Genomic DNA, 21,405 nt, shown 5'->3' on the forward strand with positions numbered 1-21,405 from the left:
CCGGCACGCGCCGTCAGGCCGTCAGGCCGTCAGGCCGTCAGGCCGTCACCATCCGTGCGCGCAGCGAATTGCTGTACGCCTCGGTGATCACCACGTCCACGAACTGCCCGACCAGGCGCGGATGCCCCGGGAAGTTCACCGAGCGCATGTTTTCGGTCTTGCCGGTCAGCTCGTTCGGGTCGCGCCGCGACGGGCCTTCCACCAGCACGGTCTGTACGGTGCCGACCATCTTCTCGGAGATGCTCGCGGCATGCGCGTTGATCCGCGCCTGCAGGCGCGACAGCCGCGCATGCTTCTCGGCATCGCTGATCGTGTCTTCCAGGTCCGCGGCCGGGGTGCCGGGACGGCGCGAGTAGATAAAGGAGAAGCTGTGGTCGAAGCCGATGTCTTCGATCAGCGTCATGGTCTTTTCGAAATCGGCATCGGTCTCGCCGGGGAAGCCGACGATGAAGTCCGAGCTGATCGAGATGTCCGGGCGCACGGCGCGCAGCTTGCGGATCTTGGCCTTGAACTCCAGCGCGGTGTAGCCGCGTTTCATCGCCGACAGCACCCGGTCGCTGCCGGCCTGCACCGGCAGGTGCAGGAAGTTGGCCAGCTGGGGCACGTCGCGGTAGGCGTCCACCAGCGAGTCGCTGAACTCCAGCGGGTGCGAGGTGGTGAACCGGATCCGGCCGACGCCGTCGATCTCGGCGATGGTGCGGATCAGCAGGCCCAGGTCGGCGAACTCGCCGTCGCCATACGGGCCACGGTAGGCGTTGACGTTCTGGCCCAGCAGGTTGATCTCGCGCACGCCCTGCGCGGCCAGTTGCGCCACTTCCACCACCACGTCCTCGAACGGGCGGCTCACCTCGGTACCGCGCGTGTAGGGCACCACGCAGAACGAGCAGTACTTGGAGCACCCCTCCATGATCGACACGAAGGCCGAGCCGCCTTCGGCGCGCGGCTCCGGCAGGCGGTCGAACTTCTCGATCTCCGGGAAGCTGATGTCCACCTGCGACTTGCCCGATTCGCGCCGTTGCCGGATCAGTTCGGGCAGCCGGTGCAGCGTCTGCGGGCCGAACACCAGGTCCACGTGCGGGGCCCGCTTGATGATCGCCTCGCCTTCCTGCGAGGCAACGCAGCCGCCCACGCCGATGATCACGCCGCGGCCGTTGTTCTTCAGCGCCTTCCAGTAGCCCAGTTGGCTGAACACCTTTTCCTGGGCCTTCTCGCGGATCGAGCAGGTGTTCATCAACAGCACGTCGGCCTCGGCCGGGTCGTCGGTCAGCTCCAGGCCTTCGGCGGCGGCGAGCACGTCGGCCATCTTGGACGAGTCGTACTCGTTCATCTGGCAACCGTGGGTCTTGATGTACAGCTTGCCGCGCACCGGGCCGTTTACCTGCGGCCGGCTACCGGGCAGGGGGATCAGGTCGGGGCGGGGTGAATCGGGCGAGGCGGAGGCAGGCAGGGCGGAGCCGGCCGAAGTCGGCACGGTCGAAGCTGGCGTCCCGGTCATGGCGCTTATTCCAGTCGGGTGGGCGGGCAGGCAGCCGGAAAGGCTGCGGAGTAGCCGCGCATTGTAGCCGGGAAGGGAGCCGTGGGCCGCCGGGGCGTGAAGGACTTGGCAACGCTCCGTTAACTTGGGACACTCGCGCCCATGAAGGGGATCTTGGGGATCTTTGCGCTGGCCTTGGCTGCGCTGACCGCTATGCCGGCCAGTGCGGGCACGCTGTACAAGTGTGTCGGCGGCGACGGCGTGCCCAGCTACGTCAGCAAGCGCATCTCCGGGGCGGCCTGCAGCGTGGTCAGCAGCTACCGCCCCGACCGCACCGCCCCGCGGCGCCAGGTGCCGGCCGCCGTTGCCGCCCCAGCGCCGGCCCCGAGCGTCACCGCCAGTGCAGCCACGCCCCCGGCGCAGCCCCCGGCCGACGGGGCCAGCGCCGGCGTCGCCCTCACCGCCACGGCCCTGGCCCAGCCGGCCACCGTGCTGACGGCGCCTGCGGCGGCCCCGGCCGCGCGCACCGGCAAGGCCGGGCGCGTGGTCAACGGCCAGGTCTATTCGTACATGAAGGACGGGGTGCGCCACTACACCAGCGCCCGGCCCACCCAGCTGGCCAGCCTCGGCCAGGTCCGCACCATCCACTACAGCTTCATCGAGCGCTGCTACGCCTGTGGCGCCAACCCCGGGGTCAACTTCGGCTCGGTGCGGCTCAACACCACCGCCTTCCAGACCGAGATCGCCGCCGCGGCGCGCGAGTTCGGGGTCGAGGAGGCCGTGGTACGCGCCATCATCCACGCCGAGTCGGCCTACAACCCCACCGCGCTCAGCCGCGCCGGCGCGCAGGGCCTGATGCAGCTGATGCCGCCCACCGCGCGCCGCTTCGGCGTCACCGATTCCTATGACGCAGCGCAGAACATCCGTGGCGGGGTGCAATACCTGTCGTGGCTGCTCAAGCGCTTCAACGGCAACCTCACCCTGGCCGCCGCCGGCTACAACGCCGGCGAAGGCGCGGTCGACCGCCACGGCGGCGTTCCGCCCTACAGCGAGACCCAGTACTACGTGAAGCGGGTGGCGCAGCTGGCCGAACGCTATCGTGGTGCGCAGGCCACCACCCAATGAGCCGTCGCGCCGATGGCGCTGACCGGCCTTCATGCCGTAATGTCGTGTCGTGATGTGGTTCCGTAGTACCGCGTTGTGTGGCCGACTTCGGTTCAGCTACACTCGCGGCTGATTCAATGTGGACTGGCCCCCACCGGTCCACTGGCAGCCTCAAGCTACCTAAATCAATATCGGAGTGCCGGATGGCCAACGATGGGGTAAACGATCCAGTCAACACCGGACGTCGACGATTCCTTTCAGCAACCACTGCGGTGGTCGGAGCGGTCGGCGTCGGATTTGCAGCGGTACCGTTCATCAAGTCCTGGAATCCCAGCGCCCGCGCCAAACTGGCCGGTGCCCCTGTGATTGCCGATATCAGCGCCCTGCAGGAAGGCCAGCGACTGGTCATGGAGTGGCGTGGGCAGCCGATCTGGATCGTCAAGCGCTCCAAGGCGATCCTGGAGGCGCTGCACGGCCTGGACGGCCGCCTGAAGGATCCCGAGTCGGGCGAGAAGGACCAGCAGCCCGCGTACGTGCTCAAGCAGAATCCCGAATTCCGCTCGATCAAGTCCGAGGTCTCGGTCCTGGTCGGGCTGTGCACCCACCTGGGCTGTTCGCCGGAGATGGTCGCCGAGATCCGCCCCGAGCCCTACGACCCGCAGTGGAAGGGCGGCTACTTCTGCCCCTGCCACAAATCGCGTTTCGACATGTCCGGTCGCGTGTTCAAGGATGTCCCGGCGCCGATCAACCTGCTGGTGCCGCCGCACCATTACCAGGACGACAACACCATCATCATCGGCGTTGACCCGCAGGGGGCGGCTTGATCATGGCCAACATCCTTACCCGCACCGCCACCGGCGTGGCCGACTGGGTCAACGCACGCGCCCCCGGCCTGATGCCGGTGTACCGCAAGCACGTGAGCGAGTACTACGCGCCGAAGAACTTCAACCTCTGGTACTACTTCGGTTCGTTGGCGCTGCTGATCCTGGTCAACCAGATCGTGACCGGCATCTTCCTCACCATGCACTACAAGACCAGTGCGGCCGAGGCGTTCAACTCCATCGAATACATCATGCGTGATGTCGAATGGGGCTGGCTGATCCGCTACATGCACTCCACCGGTGCCTCGCTGTTCTTCATCGTGGTCTACCTGCACATGTTCCGCGGGCTGCTGTACGGCAGCTACCAGAAACCGCGCGAACTGGTGTGGATCCTCGGCATGCTGATCTACCTGGTGCTGATGGCCGAAGCCTTCATGGGCTACGTGCTGCCGTGGGGCCAGATGTCGTTCTGGGGCGCCAAGGTGATCATCTCGCTGTTCGGCGCGATCCCGGTGATCGGCACCGGCCTGACCGAATGGATCATGGGCGACTACCTGCCCAGCGACGCCACCCTCAACCGCTTCTTCGCCCTGCACGTGATCGCCCTGCCGCTGGTGCTGTTGCTGCTGGTGGTGCTGCACCTGGGGGCGCTGCACGAAGTGGGGTCCAACAACCCCGACGGCGTGGAGATCAAGAAGGGCCCCAAGGGCAACCGCTGGTCGGCCACCGCGCCCACCGACGGCATCCCGTTCCATCCGTACTACACGCTCAAGGACGGGGTGGGCGCCGGCTTCCTGCTGGTCATCGCCGCCTTCATCATCTTCTTCGCCCCGGCCTTCGGCGGCCTGTTCCTGGAGCATGACAACTTCACCGAGGCCAACCGCCTGGTCACGCCCGAACACATCAAGCCGGTCTGGTACTACACCCCGTACTACGCGATGTTGCGGGTGGTGCCCAACAAGCTGGGCGGCGTTATCGTGATGTTCTCGGCGATCGCGATCCTGTTCCTGGTGCCCTGGCTGGACCGCGCGCGGGTGAAGTCCTACCGCTACCGCGGCTGGCTGTCGCGTGCCCTGCTGGGCGTGTTCGCGGTGTGCTTCGTCTGGCTGGGCGTGATCGGCTCGGGCCCGGGTACCGACGCGCACGAAACCTACGTCGGGCGCGTGCTGACCTTCCTGTATTTCGCCTTCTTCATCACCATGCCGGTATGGACCAGGCTGGACAGGACCAAACCGGTACCGGATCGGGTGACCACGCATGACTGACCACTGGATTGTCCGGCTGGCCTGTGCGGCCGCCATGATGCTGGCCAGCAGCCTGGCCGGCGCCGCCGAAGGCGGTGCGACGCTGCAGGCCGGCAACGACCTCGGCGACCGCGCCTCGCTGCAGCGCGGCGCGCAGCTGTACATGAACTATTGTTCCGGCTGCCACGCGCTCAAATACCTGCGCTATTCGCGGATGGGACAGGACCTGGGGCTGAGCGAAGAAGAGGTCATGACCAACCTCAACTTCACCGGTGTGCCGATCGGCGAGCCGGTGCCGGTCACCCTGCCCAAGGCGCAGGCTGAAAAATGGTTCGGCAAGATGCCGCCGGACCTCAGCCTGATCTCGCGCGTGCGCGGCAGCGACTGGATCTACACCTACCTCAAGTCGTTCTACCTCGACCCGAGCCGGCCGCTGGGCTGGAACAACCGCCTGTTCCCCAACGCCTCCATGCCCAACCCGTTGTGGGAGATGCAGGGCCTGCAGCACGCCGTGCATGGCAAGCCGGAGAGTCCCGGCGCCGACGCGCCGGTGACCGGGCTGACGATCGAACAGCCGGGCAACGTGAGTGCTGCCGAGTACGACCAGAACGTGCGCGACATCACCAACTTCCTCGAGTACGCCGGCGAACCGGCCGCGCTCAAGCGCCAGAAGCTCGGCGTGTGGGTGATCCTGTTCCTGGCCCTGCTCACCTTCCTGGCGTACCTGCTCAAGAAGGAATACTGGAAGGACGTGCACTGAGCATCATCGCGCCGCCGAGCATCGATCGATCCGACCACGGGTCGATCAGCCTATTGGCTTTTGTGATGGGCAGTTGCACACTCGGGTACTGTGACGACCGCTGGCAATGGGCTGGCGGCGCCGATACGACCGGCGGTTACCGGTCGTTGGAGAGCCTTTGATGGCGGCGAGCGTACGCATGCGGAACACCCTGACGCTGTTTTCCTCGAACGACGATGTCCTGTGCCATCGCGTGCGCCTGGTACTGGCGGCCAAGGGCGTGACCTACGACTTCGTTCCGGTCGACCCGCAGAACCCGCCCGAGGATCTGATCGACCTCAATCCGTACCACTCGGTGCCGACCCTGGTCGAGCGCGAACTGGTGCTGTATGCGGCGTCGGTGGTCAGCGAGTACCTCGACGAGCGCTACCCGCACCCGCCGCTGATGCCGGTCGACCCGCTCTCGCGCGCGCGCATTCGCTTGGCGATGCTGCGCATCGAGCACGACTGGGTGCCGCAGGTGCAGGCCATCCAGCTCGGCAACAAGACCCAGGCCGAGGCCGGACGCAAGCGCCTGAAAGAGCTGCTGACCAGTGCGGTACCGCTGTTCAAGGCCAGCAAGTTCTTCCTCAATCCGGAAATGAGCCTGGCCGACTGCGCGATGGCGCCGATCATCTGGCGGCTGCAGTCGCTGGACGTGGCGCTGCCCAAGGACGGCAAGTCGATCGAGGATTACGGCAACCGCATCTTCCGCCATCCGGGGTTCATCCGCAGCCTGACCGACCAGGAAAAGAAGCTGCGCGATCTGCCCAGCTGAGCCGGCCCCACCGGGTCATCGACTGCATCGACGCTTTACGCCGGGCGCGTGGGTGCTGACCGGCGCGGGTGCGGGCGCGTACACTTGCGGCAGGCAATCCGGATCAAAACAGCCGAGCATGGCTCGGCTCTACCCCATGACAGAAGACACTTTCCGCATGACCAGCCACCGCCCGTACCTGCTTCGGGCCCTGGTGGAATGGATCAACGACAACGACCTGACGCCGCACATCCTGGTCGACGCCGGCATGCCCGGCGTGCAGGTGCCGCAGAGCGCGGTCAAGGATGGCAGGGTGGTGTTGAACATCGCCGAGCGCGCCGTCGTGCGCCTGCACATCGACAATGACAGCGTGAGCTTCTCGGCGCGCTTCTCCGGCACCAGCTACCCGGTGCAGGTGCCGATCTCGGCGGTACTGGCCGTGTATGCCCGCGAGACCGGGCAGGGCATGGCGCTGCCGGACGATATCCCCGGCCACGATCCCGGGCCGGACGATGCGCTGCCACCCGACGACACCCCGACGCCGCCGGATGACACCCCGCCCAAGCCGAGCGGCCGCCCGCACCTGCGCGTGGTCAAGTAACGCATCCGTGGCCGCCGCAAGGCGGCCATTTTGTTGGGGCGCCGAGCGATGGTCGGCGGTTCACACGTCTTCGGCCCCGCTGGTATCCACCCCACGCCGGATCTCGCTGATCCGCGCCGCCGACGGCCCCACGAACGCCACCAGTTCGTCGCCCCGCAGCACCATGCGCCCGGTATGCCGGTCCACGCCGTCGTGCGAATACTCGAACTTGAACGTGCGCTCCCAGCCCAGCCAGCCGTTCGGCTTGCGGCAGACGCGCAGGCCGGTGCCATGCACGCTCTGGTCCAGCCATTGCACATCGGCGGCGCGGCAGGCATTGCGCCCGAGTTCACCGGCGCGCTCGGCGGCGGCCCGCGAGGAATTCCAGAACGCGTAGGCGAGCGCGCCGCCAATCATCAACAGGATCAAACTGGGCATCGGCGACTCGGTGCGGTCAAGGAGGTCGAATCTCCAAGATGGCGACGAACGCGGTGCGGATCAAGCCAGCCGCGCGATCGCGATCAGGGCGTGCGCGGTGGCGGGACCGGTGTCGGTGGCTGAGTGGGAGCAGGCGTCGGGCTCGCCGGCGGTAGCGGGGTCGGGTTCGCGTTCGGCAGCGGCGGACGCGGCGGCACCACGGTGGGCGCTCGGATCGGTGCCTGGGAAGCCGGGGCTGCCATCGGCGGTGCCGTCGTCCCGGTACCGGGCAGGATCGCCGGCTCCGCGGCGCCCGTCGGCAACGTCGTCGGCGCGGTGGCCACCAGCTTCAGCAGCGCCGCCCAGTCCTGCCGGTTGAAGCTGCATTCCTCCTCGCGCCCGGGCGTGCAGCCCGGATCGACCCCATCGCTGGCCGAGGCCTTGGCCGGCGGCAGCTCGATCCGGCCGCTGCGGTCCAGGCCGAGTTTGCGCATCGCCACCGTGTTCATCACATTGCCGCCGATCAGGTACAGGGTGTGGTCGCCGCCCATGTTGGCGGCGATCACCACTTCGCAGTGCGATTTCCAGTGCGTCACCGCGCCGCTGCCCAGCGACTGCACCAGCCCGCTGTAGCTCAGCGTCTCGCGCCGGTCGCGCAGGTAGCACAGCAGGTCGCCCGGCGCCGGTTTTTCCTGCGCCGGATCGGCCATCCGGTACGGCCCGCTATTCTGGTAGGCGGCGCGGATGTAGTCGATGTGGCGCGGCGAGCGGGTGAAGCCGGGCACGCTGGCGCGGGTCATCACCCAGGAAATGAAGGCGGCCGACCACGGGTTGTCGACCAGGAAGGCACGGCAGTCGGTGTCGGTGTAGCGCGTCCCCGGCGGGGCCATGCAGCTCGACGCGCCGGGCTGGTTGCCCATCGGTGACAGCGTGCCGCTCTGCCGCCAGTAGCCGACCACGCGCTGCCAAGCCACCAGGCCGTTGTCGGCCAGGTGCACGTCCTCGGCCTCGGTCACGCTCAGGCTGGCCGCGCGGCCATCGCGATCGATGAAGGGGCGGTACCAGAGGCGGTGTTCGTTGCAGGCGGTCTGCACGACGCTCACCGCCAGCGGGCTCAGGCCGAAGCGCGGAGGAATATCGCAGACCTCGGCGGCGGATGCGGTGGTCGGCAGCAGCGTCGCCAGCGGCGACAGGCACGCAAGCAGGAGCAAGGGGCGCATGCGCGCTCTCCGGGTGGGGGCAGGGCAAGCCTCGCAGACCCGATCTGCCCGTGCCGTGAAAGCAGGGGGCGGATGCACGCGTCGCGCCGACACGCCCGGGTGGCGCCGGCCATTGCCCGGCGCCCGACCGACGCGGGGAGCCGGCCCACGGCCGGCACGACCCCAGCGGTGGGTGTCGACCGCGGGTCGACACGCGCATCAGCCAGGCGGCGGGCCCAGTTTCAACGACAGGTCGATCGCCTGCACATGCTTGGTCAGCCCGCCGATCGAGATGCAGTCCACCCCGTCCTCGGCGATCGCACGCAGGCCTTCCAGGCCGACGCTGCCGGACACTTCCAGCGGAATCGCGCCAGCGGCGATCCGCACGGCCTCGCGGCGCATCTCCGCGTCGAAGTCGTCGATCAGGATGCGCTCGCAGCCGACCGCCAGCGCCTCGCGCAGCTGGTCGAGGTCTTCGACCTCCACCACCAGCGGCAACTGCGGCCACTGCGACCGTGCCGCCTGCACCGCCGCAGTCAGCGAGCCGGCGGCGCGGATGTGGTTTTCCTTCAGCATCACCGTATCGAACAACCCCATCCGGTGGTTGTCGCCGCCGCCGCAGCGCACCGCGTACTTCTGCGCCACGCGAAGTCCCGGCAGGGTCTTGCGGGTGTCCAGGATGCGCGCGCCGGTGCCGGCCACGGCCGCCACGTGGCGCGCGGTGGTCGTGGCGGTCCCGGACAGGGTCTGCAGGAAGTTCAGCGAGGTGCGCTCGGCACTGACCAGGCTGCGGTTGCGCCCGTGCAGGATCGCCAGCACCGTGCCGGCGACCACCGCGTCGCCCTCGGCCACGCGCCACTCGATGCGCACCTCCGGGTCCAGCGCGCGGTGGGTGGCGTCGAACCACGGCCGGCCGGCAATCACCGCATCCTGCTTGCACAGCAGGTAGGCGCTGTCAGGGCGGTCGGGCAGCAGCGCGGCGGTGACATCCCCGCTGCCGATGTCCTCGGCCAGTGCACGCGCCACATCGGCCGCGACCACGGCGGCATCGGGTGCCCCAAGCACGGCCGGACTCATTTTTCCGGGAAATCGGCGATCTGGGCGGTCGCGATGGCCTCTTCGGCCAGCAGCACCGGGATGCCGTCGTCGACGCGGAAAACCTGCTTGCGGTCGCGGGTCAGCAGCGCTTCGCGCAGGGCCAGGGCCTGCGTACTGCCGTCGGCCTTGACCACGGCGCCGGCGCCGATGGCGCGGTTGAGTGCCTCCAGGCCCTTGGCATCGAGCAGGGACAGGGGCTGGCGGGTGTCCGGCGAACACAGCAGGTCAAGCAGCTTGCGATCCATGGATTCTTCGTCTTGCGTGGAAGATGGCTAGAATACGTCTTTAAGGCAGGTGACGGCCAATGACCCCCAACCAATCCGCGCCGCTCGTCGGCATCGTCATGGGTTCCCGCTCCGACTGGGAAACCATGCAGCACGCCGCCCAGAAGCTCGATGCGCTCGGCGTTCCCTACGAAGTGAAAGTGGTCTCGGCGCACCGTACGCCGGACGTGCTGTTCACCTATGCAGAGCAGGCCGGCGGGCGCGGCCTGCGTGCCATCATCGCCGGTGCCGGGGGCGCGGCCCACCTGCCGGGCATGATCGCGGCCAAGACCGCCGTGCCGGTGCTGGGCGTGCCGGTGCAGTCCAAGGCCCTCAACGGCATGGATTCGCTGCTGTCGATCGTGCAGATGCCGGCCGGCATCCCGGTCGCCACCTTCGCCATCGGCAATGCCGGCGCCTCCAACGCGGCGCTGTTCGCCGCCGCCATGCTGGCCTCGGACCAGCCGGCGATCGGCCAGGCCCTGGACGCCTTCCGCGCCCGCCAGACCGAAGACGTCATGGCCCACGACGATCCGCGTCAATGACCATGAAGACCGTTGGCATCCTCGGCGGCGGGCAGCTGGCCCGCATGATGGTGCTGGCCGGCGCTCCGCTGGGCCTGCGCTTCGAACTGTTCGACCCGGCTGCCGATGCCTGTGGCGCGCAGCTGGCACCGCTGCAGGTGGCGGCCTTCGAGGATGAGGCGGCGCTGGCCGCGTTCGCCGCGCGGGTGGACGTGGTCACCTTCGATTTCGAGAACGTGCCGGCGCACAGCGCCCGCTTCCTGGCCGCGCGCGTGCCGGTGCATCCCCATCCGGATGCGCTGGCGGTGGCCCAGGACCGGCTCAGCGAGAAGACCCTGTTCCAGCAGCTGGGCATCCCGCTGCCGCCGTTCGCGGACATCCGCAGCCGCGACGAGCTTGCCGCCAGGGTGGCCGAGTTCGGCATGCCCTGCATCGTCAAGACCCGTCGCCTGGGCTATGACGGCAAGGGCCAGTTCCGCATCCGCAGCGCGGCCGACATCGATGCCGCCTGGGCCACCCTGGGGGATTACGTCGAGAAGACCGGGCTGATCCTGGAGGGCTTCGTCGCCTTCGATCGCGAAGTGAGCGTGGTGGCCGTGCGCGGCCGCGACGGCGAGTTCCGCGCCTGGCCGGTCACCGGCAACTGGCACGTCGACGGCGTGCTGTCGGCCAGCCTGGCACCGGCGCAGTTGAGCCCGGCGCTGCACGAACGGGCCATCGGCCATGCGCGCGCCCTGGCCGAGCGCCTGGATTACGTGGGCGTGTTCGCGCTGGAGCTGTTCTGCCGGGGCGATGAGCTGCTGGTCAACGAGATGGCCCCGCGCGTGCACAACTCGGGCCACTGGACCATCGAAGGCAGCGAAACATCGCAGTTCGAGAACCACCTGCGTGCCGTGCTCGGCCTGCCGCTGGGCGACACGCGCATGCTCGGCCATGCCTGCATGCTCAACTGGCTCGGGGCCATGCCCGAGGCGGCCGCCGTACTCGGCCAGCCGGGCGGGCATTGGCATGACTACGGCAAGCAGCCGCGCGCCGGTCGCAAGGTCGGCCATGCCACGCTGCGCGACGCCGATGCGCAGGCCTTGGCCGACGCGTTGGACGCGGTCGGTGCGCAGCTGGACCGCACCGCCCAGGTCGCCCCGGTGATCGCTGCGCTGCGCGGCTGACGCGCGCGCGCGGCCTGCGCGCCCGCGCCCCCCAAACCGACTGCGGCGGAACCAACGGCGAGGAAACTGGCAGGGCCGGCCACTCGCCGGCGCCTCACACCCCCGGCAGCCTGGGCGTCAATCCCGCAGCTGCGCGGCCACGAAGTCCCAGTTGACCAGCTTCCAGAACGCCTCCAGGTAGCGCGCGCGCTCGTTCTGGTAATCGGTGTAATACGCGTGTTCCCACACGTCGCAGGCCAGCAGCGGCCTGCTCTGCCCGGTCAGCGGGGTACCGGCGTTGCGCGTGGCCTGGATCGCCAGCGCACCGGTCGGGTGCTGCACCAGCCACACCCAGCCCGAGCCGAACAGGCCCAGCGCGGCGCGGTCGAACTCCTCGCGCAGGCGGCGGATGTCGCCGAAGTGGCGGGTCACCAGTTCGGCCAGGCGGTCCTTCGGGTCACCGCCGCCGCGCGGATGCAGGCACTGGAAGTAGAAGGCATGGTTCCAGGCCTGGGCGGCGGCATCGAACAGGCTGCCCTGGCTCTGCCGCACGATGTCCTCCAGCGGCAGTTCGGCCAGCTCGGTGCCGTCGATGCGCGCGTTGACCGCCTCGACATAACCGCGATGGTGGCGGCCGTGGTGCAGGTCCAGCGTCTCGGCCGACAGGTGCGGCTGCAGGGCGGTACGGTCGTAGGGCAGGCGGGGCAGTTCGAGGGGCATGGCTCGCGACGGATTGGGGAGAGGGGCGCCGGAAGGCTTACAATGGCGCTGAGGGAAGTCTAGCCGACCGGCCAGGTCGGGTTGTCCCACCTGCAGGGAGAGTCGTTGTGGCGGTGATGCAGCAGATCCAGTCCGAAGTGGAACGTTACCCCCTCGTGTTGTTCATGAAGGGCACCCCGCAGTACCCCATGTGCGGTTTCTCCAGCCGGGCCATCCAGGCCCTGATGGCGGCCGGCGCCGTCGCCCTGCGCACGGTCAACGTGCTCGAGGAGCCGGAGGTGCGGGCCAACCTGCCGCGTTTCTCCAACCTGCCCACCTTCCCGCAGTTGTTCATCCACGGCGAGCTGATCGGTGGCTGCGACATCGTGCTGGAGCTGTTCGAGTCCGGCGAACTCAAGCGCATCGTCGAAGAGGCATCGCAGGCATGAGTGCCGTCCCGTCCGTCGCGGTCGGGACTGGATCGCTCGCCGATCGCGTCATTCTCATTGCCGGTGCCGGCGGCGGCTTCGGCAGTGCCGCCGCGGTGGCCTGCGCCTCCGCGGGTGCAACCGTGGTCCTGCTGGGGCGCAAGCCGCGCCGGCTGGACCGGGTCTACGCCGCCGTGCAGGCCGTTGGGCCGGAACCGTTGCTGTACCCGCTGGACCTGGAAGGGGCCACCCCAGACGACTACGCCGCCCTGGCCGAGCGCTTGCAGTCCGAGCTGGGCCGGCTGGACGGCCTGCTGTTCTGCGCCGCCGATTTCGCCGGCCTGACCCCCTTCGAGCTGGCCGACCCCGGCGCCTTCGCCCGCGCGGTGCACGTCAACCTCACCGCCCCGGCGTGGCTGGCCCAGGCCTGCCTGCCGCTGCTGCGCCAGCGCGACGACGCCGCGCTGGTGTTCACCGTGGACGACCCGGCGCGGGTAGGGCAGGCCTACTGGGGCGGCTACGGCGCGGCCCAGCACGGGCTGCGCGGCCTGATCGCCAGCCTGCACGACGAACTCGGCCGCAGCCCGGTGCGGGTCAGTGGCCTGCAGCCGGGCCCGATGCGCACTGCGCTGCGCGCCCGTGCCTTCTCGCTGGACGAGGACCGCAGCGCCCGCGACCCGGTCGACTGCGCCGCCAGCGCGGTGCTGCTGCTTTCGGCCGCCGGTGCCGCCCACCGCGGCCAGATCGTGGACGCCTGACAAGGCCGTGCGGGCCGCAGGCCTGCTCCCCGGCAACCCGCCCCGGTCACATCTCCGCAGTGTTTCCCGCCTAACCTGCACACCCCGCGTCCCATTCAGCCGATCACGGTCGAATGTGAAGATGGCGTCACGATAGCGTTGTGATGGCGTGTGTTTTGTCGCCAAACCGTCACAATCCAGCGCTACCGTGTTAATCTAGTGTTAACCGTTGCGGCTGAAACCAGCCCTCGGCTAGGGAACCCAGATAAAAGTCCAGTCAGCCGCCAGCAAGGCTGCTTGGGCGCGTTTTTTTCTCCGCCATCGCCAATCTCGCATCGAGGCTACTCCCCAATGACCCACTCACGTTGTCTCCGGATGTCCAAGCTCACCCTTGGTCTCGTGGCCGCACTTGCTGCCGCTCCCGCCTTCGCCCAGAGCACCTCTGCCGGTGTCGGCGGTCAGGTCACGTCCGCCTCAGGTTCGCCTGTTGCCGGTGCCGAAGTCACCATCACGCACACCGAGTCGGGCACGGTCAGCCGTGCGACCACCGATGCGGCGGGTCGTTACAACGCGCGCGGCCTGCGCGTGGGTGGTCCGTACACCATCACCATCACCAAGTCCGGTGAAGGCACCAAGACCGAAGACGGCGTGTACCTGGGCGTCAACCAGACCGGTACCGTCAACGCCGCCCTGACCGGCGACCTGGCCGCGACCAACCTGGACGCCGTGCAGGTGGTTGCCGTCGCCGCCGGCTCGGAAGTGTTCAGCGCCACCAAGATGGGCTCGGGCACCAACCTCAGCCAGCAGCAGATCGAAGTTGCCCCGTCCATCGGCGGCAACATCCAGGATCTGATGCGCCTGGATCCGCGCGTCACCTTCATCGACCGCGCCTCGGGCTCGATCTCGGCCGGTGGCCAGAACCCGCGCTTCAACTCGATCAGCATCGACGGCGTCTCGGCCAGCGACACCTTCGGTCTGGAAGGCAACAACATGCCGACCCGCCGCCAGCCGGTCGCCATGGAAGCCATCGAAGCGCTGGACATCAACCTGTCCAACTACGACGTCAGCATCGCGGCCGCCGCCGGTGCCACCGTCAATGCGGTGACCAAGTCCGGTACCAACGAATTCCACGGCTCGGTGTACGGCACCTACCGTGACGGCGACTGGTTCGGCGACAACCCGGAAGGCCAGCCGTTCAACGGTTTCACCAAGGAAAAGACCTACGGCATGACCGTCGGTGGTCCGATCCTGAAGGACAAGCTGTTCTTCTTCGCCAACTACGAAAAGTTCGAGCAGGCCGCCCCGGGCGCCGACCTCAGCACCACCCCGCTGGGCAAGGCCAATGGCCAGTTCACCCTGGCCGACGTGACCCGCGCGCAGCAGATCGCGCAGGGTTACGGCATCGAAGCCGGTGGCCTGGAAAGCAACGGCGACACCTCGATGGAAGAGTACGCGCTGAAGCTGGACTGGAACATCAGCGACAACCACCGTGCCAACATCCGTTACAGCAAGATCGACCAGAGCAAGCTGCGCATCAACGGCATGACCACGAGCTCGGCCTCGCTGAACTCGTACTGGTACCAGCACAACAAGACCAACGAGAGCTACGTCGCCCAGCTGTTCAGTGACTGGACCGACAACTTCTCGACCGAACTGAAGGCCTCGTACCGCGAGTACTCGGCCATCCGTGCGGTGTCCACCGATGCGCCGAGCGTGCGCATCTACTTCGGCGGCACTCCGACCGCGCCGTCGGGCGACTCGCTGTACCTGGGTACCGAAGTCAACTCGCAGGACAACATCCTGACCACCAAGGCGTGGAACTACTACGCTGCCGGTACGCTGACCCTGGGCGATCACGACGTCAAGTTCGGTGCGTCTTACGACACCAACGACATCTACAACTATTACGGCGCCAACTCGTGGGGCACCTACACGTTCTACGGCCTGGACAACTTCGCCGCCGGCCGCTGGAATACCTACGACTACGCACCGGAGCGCACCCCGGGCTCGATCGCTGCTGACTACACCTACAGCAACCTGGCGCTGTTCGTGCAGGACACCTGGTACGTCAACAACAACCTGACCCTGACCCTGGGCCTGCGCGCCGACCGTCCGGACACCAGCCCGGAGCCGGCCTACAACGCCGCTGCGTCGAACTTCTTCGGTTACAACAACAGCAAGGTGTTCGAGAGCAAGTTCCTGGTGCAGCCGCGCTTCGGCTTCAACTATACCTTCGATACCGATCGCCCGACCCAGTTGCGCGGTGGCGTGGGTCTGTTCCAGGGTGACTCCCCGCAGGTGTGGATCAGCAACAGCTACTCGGCGACCGGTTTCAACACCAACGTTTACAGCCTGCGCAACAACCAGTACACCGATTCGCTGAAGTTCAATCCGAACAAGGACAGCCAGCCGGTGCCGACCGCTCCGGGTTCGGCCATCCAGAACGTCAACTTTGTCGGCAACGACTTCAAGCTTCCGTCGATCTACAAGGCCAACCTGGCCCTGGACCATGAAACCCCGTGGTACGGCATCGTGGCCTCGGCCGAGCTGCTGGTCACCAAGGTCAAGGACGGCTTGTTCTACCAGAGCCTGAATCTGGGCCCGGTGCAGTACCAGGGGCCGGACGGTCGTGACATGTTCTACAGCGGCAGCAAGGTCGGTGCGTGGCAGACCGCCGATGCGCGTGTCGGCAGGGACGCCCGTTACAACAACGTCTACCTGATCAACAACACCGACGAAGGCCGCACCTCGCAGTTCACCGTGTCGCTGTCCAAGCCGTGGACCGACGCCAGCGACTGGTCCTGGAACATCGGCTACACCTACACCGATGCGACCGAAGTCGGTTCGCTGACCAGCTCCACCGCCAGCTCGGGTTGGGGTTACCAGTACGCCTTCGACGCCAACACCCCGGTCGAGAACACCTCGCGCTACCAGATCCGCGACCGCCTGTCGGGCGCGCTGAACTGGAAGCACAAGTTCTTCGGTGACTACGAAACCAAGATCGGCCTGGTGTACGAAGGCCGCAGCGGCCGCCCGTACAGCTACGTGTTCGTCAACGATGCCAACGGCGACGGCCGTACCGCCAACGACCTGTTCTACGTGCCGAAGGGCCCGGGCGACGTGCTGTTCGGCACGCTGTCCAACACCGGTGCATTCGCAGCCGATGCCGCGATGGAGAAGAGCTTCTTCGATTGGCTGGCCGCCAACCCGGACCTGGCCAAGTACGCAGGCAGCACCCCGGGCGCGAACAGCTTCCGCAGCGGCTGGATCAACACCTTCGACGTGCGCATCAGCCAGCAGCTGCCGGGCTTCATGAAGGGTCACAAGTCGGAGATCTGGCTGGATATCCAGAACATCGGCAACATGATCAACAAGGACTGGGGCAACATCTACGACTACGGCTTCTTCGCCGACAGCCGCGTTGCCACTCTGCAGGGCATGTACCAGGGCAAGTACGTGTACAACTACCGCGGCGCCGATACCCCGACCGTCGCCAACGCCGACGCTGACGGCTTCGACGTGGGTGTGTCGCAGTGGTCGCTGCAGCTGGGCTTCCGCTACCAGTTCTGATGAACTGACGTAGAGGAAATGGAAAAAGAACGGCCGGGGAAACCCGGCCGTTTCCGTTTGTCGGGGCGGATGGCCCCGGCAGGGCAGGACGGCCTTCTTGCTGCCTGCCGCCAGTTCCTGTACTCTCAATCGGTTGCGCGCAAACACGCGCACCGCAGCGCCCGAAACGGCCCGCTGCCGCTGAAACATATCCAACGGCCGGGTTTCCTGGCCGTTTTGCTTTTTAAGGGGGCAGCGGTACAGTCGGAAACCTTGAGGAAAGCAGAAAAAATGGAAATGAAGATCACCGAAACCCCGGCGCGGACGCTGCCGGTGCAGGACGCGCGGATCTACCCGCGCGGTGGCCTGGATGTGTTGTCGCGTGCCGAAGTGGCGCGCCTGCGCGACGCCTCCGGCGGCGGCATGCACGAGCTGCTGCGCCGCTGCGCGCTGGCCGTGCTGACCAGTGGCAGTGCGTCCGACGATCCGCGCGCGGCGCGCGATCTGTACCCCGATTTCGACATCCAGGTGGCGCAGCAGGATCGCGGCGTCCGCATCGACCTGGTCAATGCGCCAGCGATGGCCTTCGTCGATGGCGAGATCATCCGCGGCGTGGCCGAACTGCTGTTCGCCGTGGTCCGTGACCTGGCCTACATGGCCATCGAAATGGGCCCGGCCTACGCGGCCGAGCTGGAGTCTTCCGAAGGCATCACCAACGCGGTGTTCGGGCTGCTGCGCAATGCGCGCATCCTCAACCCGGGCGACCCGAACCTGGTGGTGTGCTGGGGCGGCCATTCGATCGGCCGCGACGAATACCTGTATACCAAGCAGGTCGGCTACGAGCTGGGCCTGCGTGGCCTGGATATCTGCACCGGCTGCGGCCCGGGCGCGATGAAGGGCCCGATGAAGGGCGCCACCATCGCCCATGCCAAGCAGCGCAAGCACGTCACCCGCTACATCGGCCTGACCGAGCCGGGCATCATCGCCGCCGAGTCGCCCAACCCGATCGTCAACCACCTGGTGATCATGCCGGACATCGAGAAGCGTCTCGAAGCGTTCGTGCGGATCGGCCACGGCATCATCGTGTTCGCCGGCGGCGTGGGCACCGCCGAAGAGATCCTGTACCTGCTCGGCATCCTGCTGCGCGAGGAAAACAAGGACCTGCCGTTCCCGTTGATCCTGACCGGCCCGACCGTGGCCGCACCGTACTTCGAGCAGATCGACCGCTTCATCCGCCTGACCCTGGGTGATGCGGCCGCCGAACGCTACGAGATCATCATCGGCGACCCGGTCGCCGTGGCGCGGCGCATGTCCACCGGCATCAAGCGCGTGCGCGAGCATCGCCTGGAGCAGAAGGACTCGTTCTTCTTCAACTGGTCGATCGAGATTCCGTGGGAGTACCAGCAGCCGTTCGTGCCCACCCATGAGGCGATGGCTGCGCTGGACCTGCACCACGGGCGCCCGCCGCACGCCCTGGCCGCCGACCTGCGCCGCGCGTTCTCCGGCATCGTGGCCGGCAACGTCAAGGAAGACGGCATGCGCCGCATCGAGCAGTTCGGCCCGTTCGAGATCCACGGCGACGCCGACATGATGCAGGCCCTGGACGAACTGCTGCGCGCCTTCGTCGAGCAGCGCCGGATGAAGATTTCCGGCGAGTACCAGCCCTGCTACAAGGTCTTGGCCTGACCGGCGACGGGCTGGCCCGGCCCGGCTGACCGGGTCGGGCGAGGGCGGGGTGGGGAGCCCCGCCGTCCGGGATCCGCCGGCCGCCCGTCAACGCATTGACGCCCGTCGCCCCCGGGCGACCGTTCGTCCTGCCGCCGCTTGCCGCCGGGCGGCGGGTCGTTCATCTTCTGTGTCATCACGCTGGGGAGCGTTCCATGTCTTTACGCCGATCCAAGGGTTTTACGCTCGTCGAACTGATGATCACCCTCATCGTCTTTTCGGTGCTGGCGGCCATCGCCTATCCGAGCTTCCAGAACTCGATCCGCAACAACCGCCTCAGCACCACCAACAACGAGGTGCTCGGCCTGCTGTCGCTGGCGCGCAGCGAGGGGATCCGCAACAACACCGGTGGCGGCGTCTGCGGCAGCACCGATGGCACGGCCTGCGATGGCAGTTGGACCGACGGCATGATGGCCTGGGCCGACAGCAACGGCGACGGTGAGTTCGGCACGGGCGACACCGTCCTGCGCTTCGGCCAGGGCAACCCGCAACTGCAGGTCGGCAGCCCCGATCCGGACGTCATCGCCTTTGACCCGCGTGGCCGTCGTCGCGCCGCCAGCGACCAGTCGATCACCCTGACGCCCACCGAATGCAAAACCGGCGAGTCCACCCGCACCCTGACCGTGACCCTGTCCGGGCAGGTGCGCTCCACCAACGGAACCTGCACATGAAGCGCCGCTCCGGATTCCATGGTCGCCGCGGCAGCGGCGGCTTCAGCCTGCTGGAAGTATTGATCGCACTGCTGGTGCTGGCCTTCGGCCTGCTCGGCTTCGCCTTGCTGCAGACCATGAACGTGCGCTTCGTGCAGAGCTCGGGCCAGCGCACCCAGGCCACCAACCTGGCCTCGGACCTGATCGAGATGATGCGCGTGCAGCGTACCGACACCCTCAACGATGGCGACTACGGCGCGGCGTCCTTTGCCGTCGGCGACGTGGACGTCACCGCCGCACCCTGTGCATGGCCGGTGGGCGCGGGTACCACCGCCACCTCCAGCAATGTGGCGCGCTGGCAGTGCCAGGTGGTCAAGACGCTGGGCGACAAGGCCAGTGCCGATGTCAGCGTCGTCGATGGCCTGGTCACCGTCGGGATCGGCTGGGGCGATGAACGCTGGGATGCCGACAACGCCGACAGCACCACCACCTTTACCCTGGTCACCCGCCTATGAGCCGCTCGTCGTTCAATGCTGGTCGCCACGCCGCCGGCCTTTCGCTGATCGAAATGATGATCGCCATGGTCATCAGCCTGATCCTCATGCTCGGCGTCGTGCAGATCTTCATGGCCTCGCGCGCGGCCTCGCGGCTGTCCGAGGGCGCCGCGCGCACCCAGGAAAACGCCCGTTTCGCGCTGGACTTCCTCGAGCGCGACATCCGCATGGCCGGGCACATGGGCTGCGTCAACGACCAGGCCCACGTCATCAAGGATGGCGACAGCATCAAGGTCCACGTGGCCGGGATCACCAGCGGCGACGGTAGCCCGCTGGACTTCTCCGTGCCGATCCAGGGCTACGAGGCCGACGGCACCGCCCCCGGCGACGCGCTCACCATCGGCGGTACCTGGGCCGCGGCGGGCAGCACCCCGGACGGGATCACTGGCCTGTCGCCTGCGCCGATCGGGGGCAGCGACATCCTGGTCATGCGCTACCTGGCGGCCGAAGGCTCGCCGGTGTTGAACATCGTCAACGGCACCGACTCCACCGTCACCATCGCCTCCGACGCCGCCGCGCGTCTGTCGGCCGGTGCGGCGACCACGCCGTCGGTGTTCGCGGTCTCCGACTGCAGCCGGGTGGATATCTTCTCCGGCACCCTGGACGGCAACACCATCACCGCCAATGCCACCTCGCTGGTCAACTACGCCTCCAACAACGCGGTGACGATGGTCTACCGCGCCGAGTCGCTGGTGTACTACGTGGCCATGAACACGGCCAATGAACCGTCTCTGTACCGTGCCCGCGCCAACGGTGACGGCGAGTTCGAACAGGGCGAGGAAATGGTCGAGGGCATCGAGAGCCTGCAGTTCGTGTACGGCCTGGATGCCGAGTCGGCGATCAGCAGCAGCGCGCCGCCCACCGGGGTGATCGATGTGCAGCGTGTGGCCTCGGAAGTGAGCACCGCCGCCGACGCCACCGCCGTGGCGGAATGGCGCCGCGTCGGCATGGTGCAGCTGGGCATCCTGGTGCGCAGCCCGCAACCGGCCTCGGCCGAGCAGGCCAACGTGGACGTGGCCCAGCTGGGCGTGCTCGGGGTGGCCTTCAATCCACCCCAGACCAATGACCGCCGCTACCGCGCCTCGTACGAGGTGTCGGTGGCACTGCGCAACCGCCTGTTCGGGAACTGAGCCATGAACGCTGCCGCCCTTCGTCGGTTCTCCCCGCCCGCCCGCCAGCGCGGCGCAGTGCTGTACATCGCCCTGATGCTGCTGATCCTGCTCTCGCTGCTCGGCATCGTCGGCATGCAGGTAGCCAGCATGCAGGAGCGCATGTCCTCCAACTACCGCGCGGTCAACGTTGCCTTCCAGGCCAGCGAGCGCTCGGTGCGCGACACCGAACGCTCGATCGAAGAGATCGACAACAATGCCGGTGACGGCGGCGACCTCAATCCCGCCGACATCCAGCGCCTCTGCGACGACGGCTATGACCCGACCCGCTGGGTGGGCGAACAGGCCCTCGCCGACGCGCCGGCGGTCAACGTGCGCCGGATCGAAACCTGCATCCAGGGGGAGGCTGCGCTGGAAATGGGCCAGCCCGAAAGCGAAGAGCCGACCCGCGTCTACCAGATCACGTCCTTCGCGTCCGACCGCGACGACAACAACAACGATGGCACCAGCTCGGCTGCCATCGACACCGTATTCAAGCTCTGAGGAACGC

General features: G+C 67.5%; 22 protein-coding genes. 16 read left to right on the plus strand and 6 right to left on the minus strand.

Translation table 11 applies throughout. The features are described from left to right. Positions 1 to 37 precede the first annotated feature (37 nt). The gene (gene miaB / locus AC06FD_RS09155; RefSeq protein WP_394164683.1) at positions 38 to 1,495 is read right to left on the minus strand and encodes a tRNA (N6-isopentenyl adenosine(37)-C2)-methylthiotransferase MiaB; all 1,458 of its coding nucleotides are present in this window, start codon (positions 1,493 to 1,495) and stop codon (positions 38 to 40) included. Positions 1,496 to 1,636: 141 nt separating this feature from the next. Here miaB and AC06FD_RS09160 point away from each other — a divergent pair, with 141 nt between their 5' ends. From AC06FD_RS09160 to AC06FD_RS09185, 6 genes are all read left to right on the plus strand, one after another. Next, positions 1,637 to 2,599, plus strand: a complete 963-nt coding sequence (locus tag AC06FD_RS09160; RefSeq protein ID WP_478077611.1) for a lytic transglycosylase domain-containing protein — start codon at positions 1,637 to 1,639, stop codon at positions 2,597 to 2,599. Positions 2,600 to 2,781: 182 nt separating this feature from the next. Further along, positions 2,782 to 3,402, plus strand: a complete 621-nt coding sequence (petA, locus tag AC06FD_RS09165) for a ubiquinol-cytochrome c reductase iron-sulfur subunit (protein ID WP_478047716.1) — start codon at positions 2,782 to 2,784, stop codon at positions 3,400 to 3,402. Between the two features lie 2 nt (positions 3,403 to 3,404). After that, complete coding sequence (locus tag AC06FD_RS09170) at positions 3,405 to 4,664, plus strand: cytochrome b (protein ID WP_259204338.1); 1,260 nt, start codon at positions 3,405 to 3,407, stop codon at positions 4,662 to 4,664. 34 nt (positions 4,665 to 4,698) lie between these two features. Then, positions 4,699 to 5,403 (plus strand): cytochrome c1, encoded by a 705-nt coding sequence (locus tag AC06FD_RS09175; RefSeq protein WP_394164704.1) that lies wholly within the window; start codon positions 4,699 to 4,701, stop codon positions 5,401 to 5,403. Between the two features lie 160 nt (positions 5,404 to 5,563). Then, positions 5,564 to 6,199, plus strand: coding sequence for a glutathione S-transferase N-terminal domain-containing protein (locus AC06FD_RS09180; RefSeq protein ID WP_259204340.1), 636 nt, complete (start codon positions 5,564 to 5,566; stop codon positions 6,197 to 6,199). A 136-nt stretch (positions 6,200 to 6,335) separates the two neighbouring features. Continuing rightward, a complete protein-coding gene (locus AC06FD_RS09185; protein WP_259204341.1) occupies positions 6,336 to 6,779 on the plus strand; it encodes a ClpXP protease specificity-enhancing factor in 444 nt (147 codons plus the stop codon). A gap of 60 nt (positions 6,780 to 6,839) precedes the next feature. On the opposite strand, the gene AC06FD_RS09190 is transcribed toward AC06FD_RS09185, so the two are convergent. From AC06FD_RS09190 to AC06FD_RS09205, 4 genes are all read right to left on the minus strand, one after another. Continuing rightward, complete coding sequence (locus tag AC06FD_RS09190) at positions 6,840 to 7,196, minus strand: DUF3301 domain-containing protein (protein ID WP_259204342.1); 357 nt, start codon at positions 7,194 to 7,196, stop codon at positions 6,840 to 6,842. Positions 7,197 to 7,279: 83 nt separating this feature from the next. Then, positions 7,280 to 8,395 carry a DUF2272 domain-containing protein gene (locus AC06FD_RS09195; protein WP_478077612.1) on the minus strand — a complete coding sequence of 372 codons (1,116 nt, stop codon included), beginning with the start codon at positions 8,393 to 8,395 and terminating at the stop codon, positions 7,280 to 7,282. A gap of 198 nt (positions 8,396 to 8,593) precedes the next feature. After that, positions 8,594 to 9,451, minus strand: coding sequence for a carboxylating nicotinate-nucleotide diphosphorylase (gene nadC / locus AC06FD_RS09200; protein ID WP_394164678.1), 858 nt, complete (start codon positions 9,449 to 9,451; stop codon positions 8,594 to 8,596). Next, entirely contained in the window at positions 9,448 to 9,717 is a 270-nt protein-coding gene (locus tag AC06FD_RS09205) for a Trm112 family protein (protein WP_259204349.1), read from the minus strand. The genes nadC and AC06FD_RS09205 overlap by 4 nt, the downstream gene beginning before the upstream one ends. 59 nt (positions 9,718 to 9,776) lie before the next feature. Between AC06FD_RS09205 and purE the strand changes: the two genes are divergently transcribed. Both purE and AC06FD_RS09215 read left to right on the plus strand, forming a co-directional pair. Further along, the gene (gene purE, locus AC06FD_RS09210; protein WP_259204351.1) at positions 9,777 to 10,280 is read left to right on the plus strand and encodes a 5-(carboxyamino)imidazole ribonucleotide mutase; all 504 of its coding nucleotides are present in this window, start codon (positions 9,777 to 9,779) and stop codon (positions 10,278 to 10,280) included. 2 nt (positions 10,281 to 10,282) lie between these two features. Continuing rightward, on the plus strand, positions 10,283 to 11,425 hold the full coding sequence (locus tag AC06FD_RS09215) for a 5-(carboxyamino)imidazole ribonucleotide synthase (RefSeq protein ID WP_478077777.1): 1,143 nt from the start codon (positions 10,283 to 10,285) through the stop codon (positions 11,423 to 11,425). Positions 11,426 to 11,542: 117 nt separating this feature from the next. Here AC06FD_RS09215 and AC06FD_RS09220 read toward each other — a convergent pair whose 3' ends face one another. After that, complete coding sequence (locus AC06FD_RS09220; protein WP_259204357.1) at positions 11,543 to 12,124, minus strand: superoxide dismutase; 582 nt, start codon at positions 12,122 to 12,124, stop codon at positions 11,543 to 11,545. A 107-nt stretch (positions 12,125 to 12,231) separates the two neighbouring features. Here AC06FD_RS09220 and grxD point away from each other — a divergent pair, with 107 nt between their 5' ends. The 8 genes from grxD (at position 12,232) to AC06FD_RS09260 (ending at position 21,398) form a co-directional block, all read left to right on the plus strand. Next, complete coding sequence (gene grxD, locus AC06FD_RS09225) at positions 12,232 to 12,552, plus strand: Grx4 family monothiol glutaredoxin (RefSeq protein WP_259204358.1); 321 nt, start codon at positions 12,232 to 12,234, stop codon at positions 12,550 to 12,552. Continuing rightward, positions 12,549 to 13,289 (plus strand): SDR family NAD(P)-dependent oxidoreductase, encoded by a 741-nt coding sequence (locus tag AC06FD_RS09230; RefSeq protein WP_259204361.1) that lies wholly within the window; start codon positions 12,549 to 12,551, stop codon positions 13,287 to 13,289. The genes grxD and AC06FD_RS09230 overlap by 4 nt, the downstream gene beginning before the upstream one ends. Positions 13,290 to 13,643: 354 nt before the next feature. Further along, positions 13,644 to 16,838 (plus strand): TonB-dependent receptor, encoded by a 3,195-nt coding sequence (locus tag AC06FD_RS09235; RefSeq protein ID WP_478077613.1) that lies wholly within the window; start codon positions 13,644 to 13,646, stop codon positions 16,836 to 16,838. A 276-nt stretch (positions 16,839 to 17,114) separates the two neighbouring features. Next, the gene (ppnN, locus tag AC06FD_RS09240; RefSeq protein ID WP_259204372.1) at positions 17,115 to 18,503 is read left to right on the plus strand and encodes a nucleotide 5'-monophosphate nucleosidase PpnN; all 1,389 of its coding nucleotides are present in this window, start codon (positions 17,115 to 17,117) and stop codon (positions 18,501 to 18,503) included. Positions 18,504 to 18,697: 194 nt separating this feature from the next. Continuing rightward, a complete protein-coding gene (locus tag AC06FD_RS09245; RefSeq protein ID WP_259204375.1) occupies positions 18,698 to 19,213 on the plus strand; it encodes a GspH/FimT family pseudopilin in 516 nt (171 codons plus the stop codon). Then, positions 19,210 to 19,707, plus strand: a complete 498-nt coding sequence (pilV, locus tag AC06FD_RS09250) for a type IV pilus modification protein PilV (RefSeq protein ID WP_259204378.1) — start codon at positions 19,210 to 19,212, stop codon at positions 19,705 to 19,707. Before AC06FD_RS09245 ends, pilV begins: the two co-directional genes overlap by 4 nt. Continuing rightward, the gene (locus AC06FD_RS09255; protein WP_259204380.1) at positions 19,704 to 20,876 is read left to right on the plus strand and encodes a PilW family protein; all 1,173 of its coding nucleotides are present in this window, start codon (positions 19,704 to 19,706) and stop codon (positions 20,874 to 20,876) included. The genes pilV and AC06FD_RS09255 overlap by 4 nt, the downstream gene beginning before the upstream one ends. A gap of 3 nt (positions 20,877 to 20,879) precedes the next feature. Then, positions 20,880 to 21,398, plus strand: a complete 519-nt coding sequence (locus AC06FD_RS09260; RefSeq protein WP_478077614.1) for a pilus assembly PilX family protein — start codon at positions 20,880 to 20,882, stop codon at positions 21,396 to 21,398. The last annotated feature ends 7 nt before the right edge of the window (positions 21,399 to 21,405 follow it).

This window comes from Stenotrophomonas sp. Steno-Z1 (genome assembly GCF_056393175.1).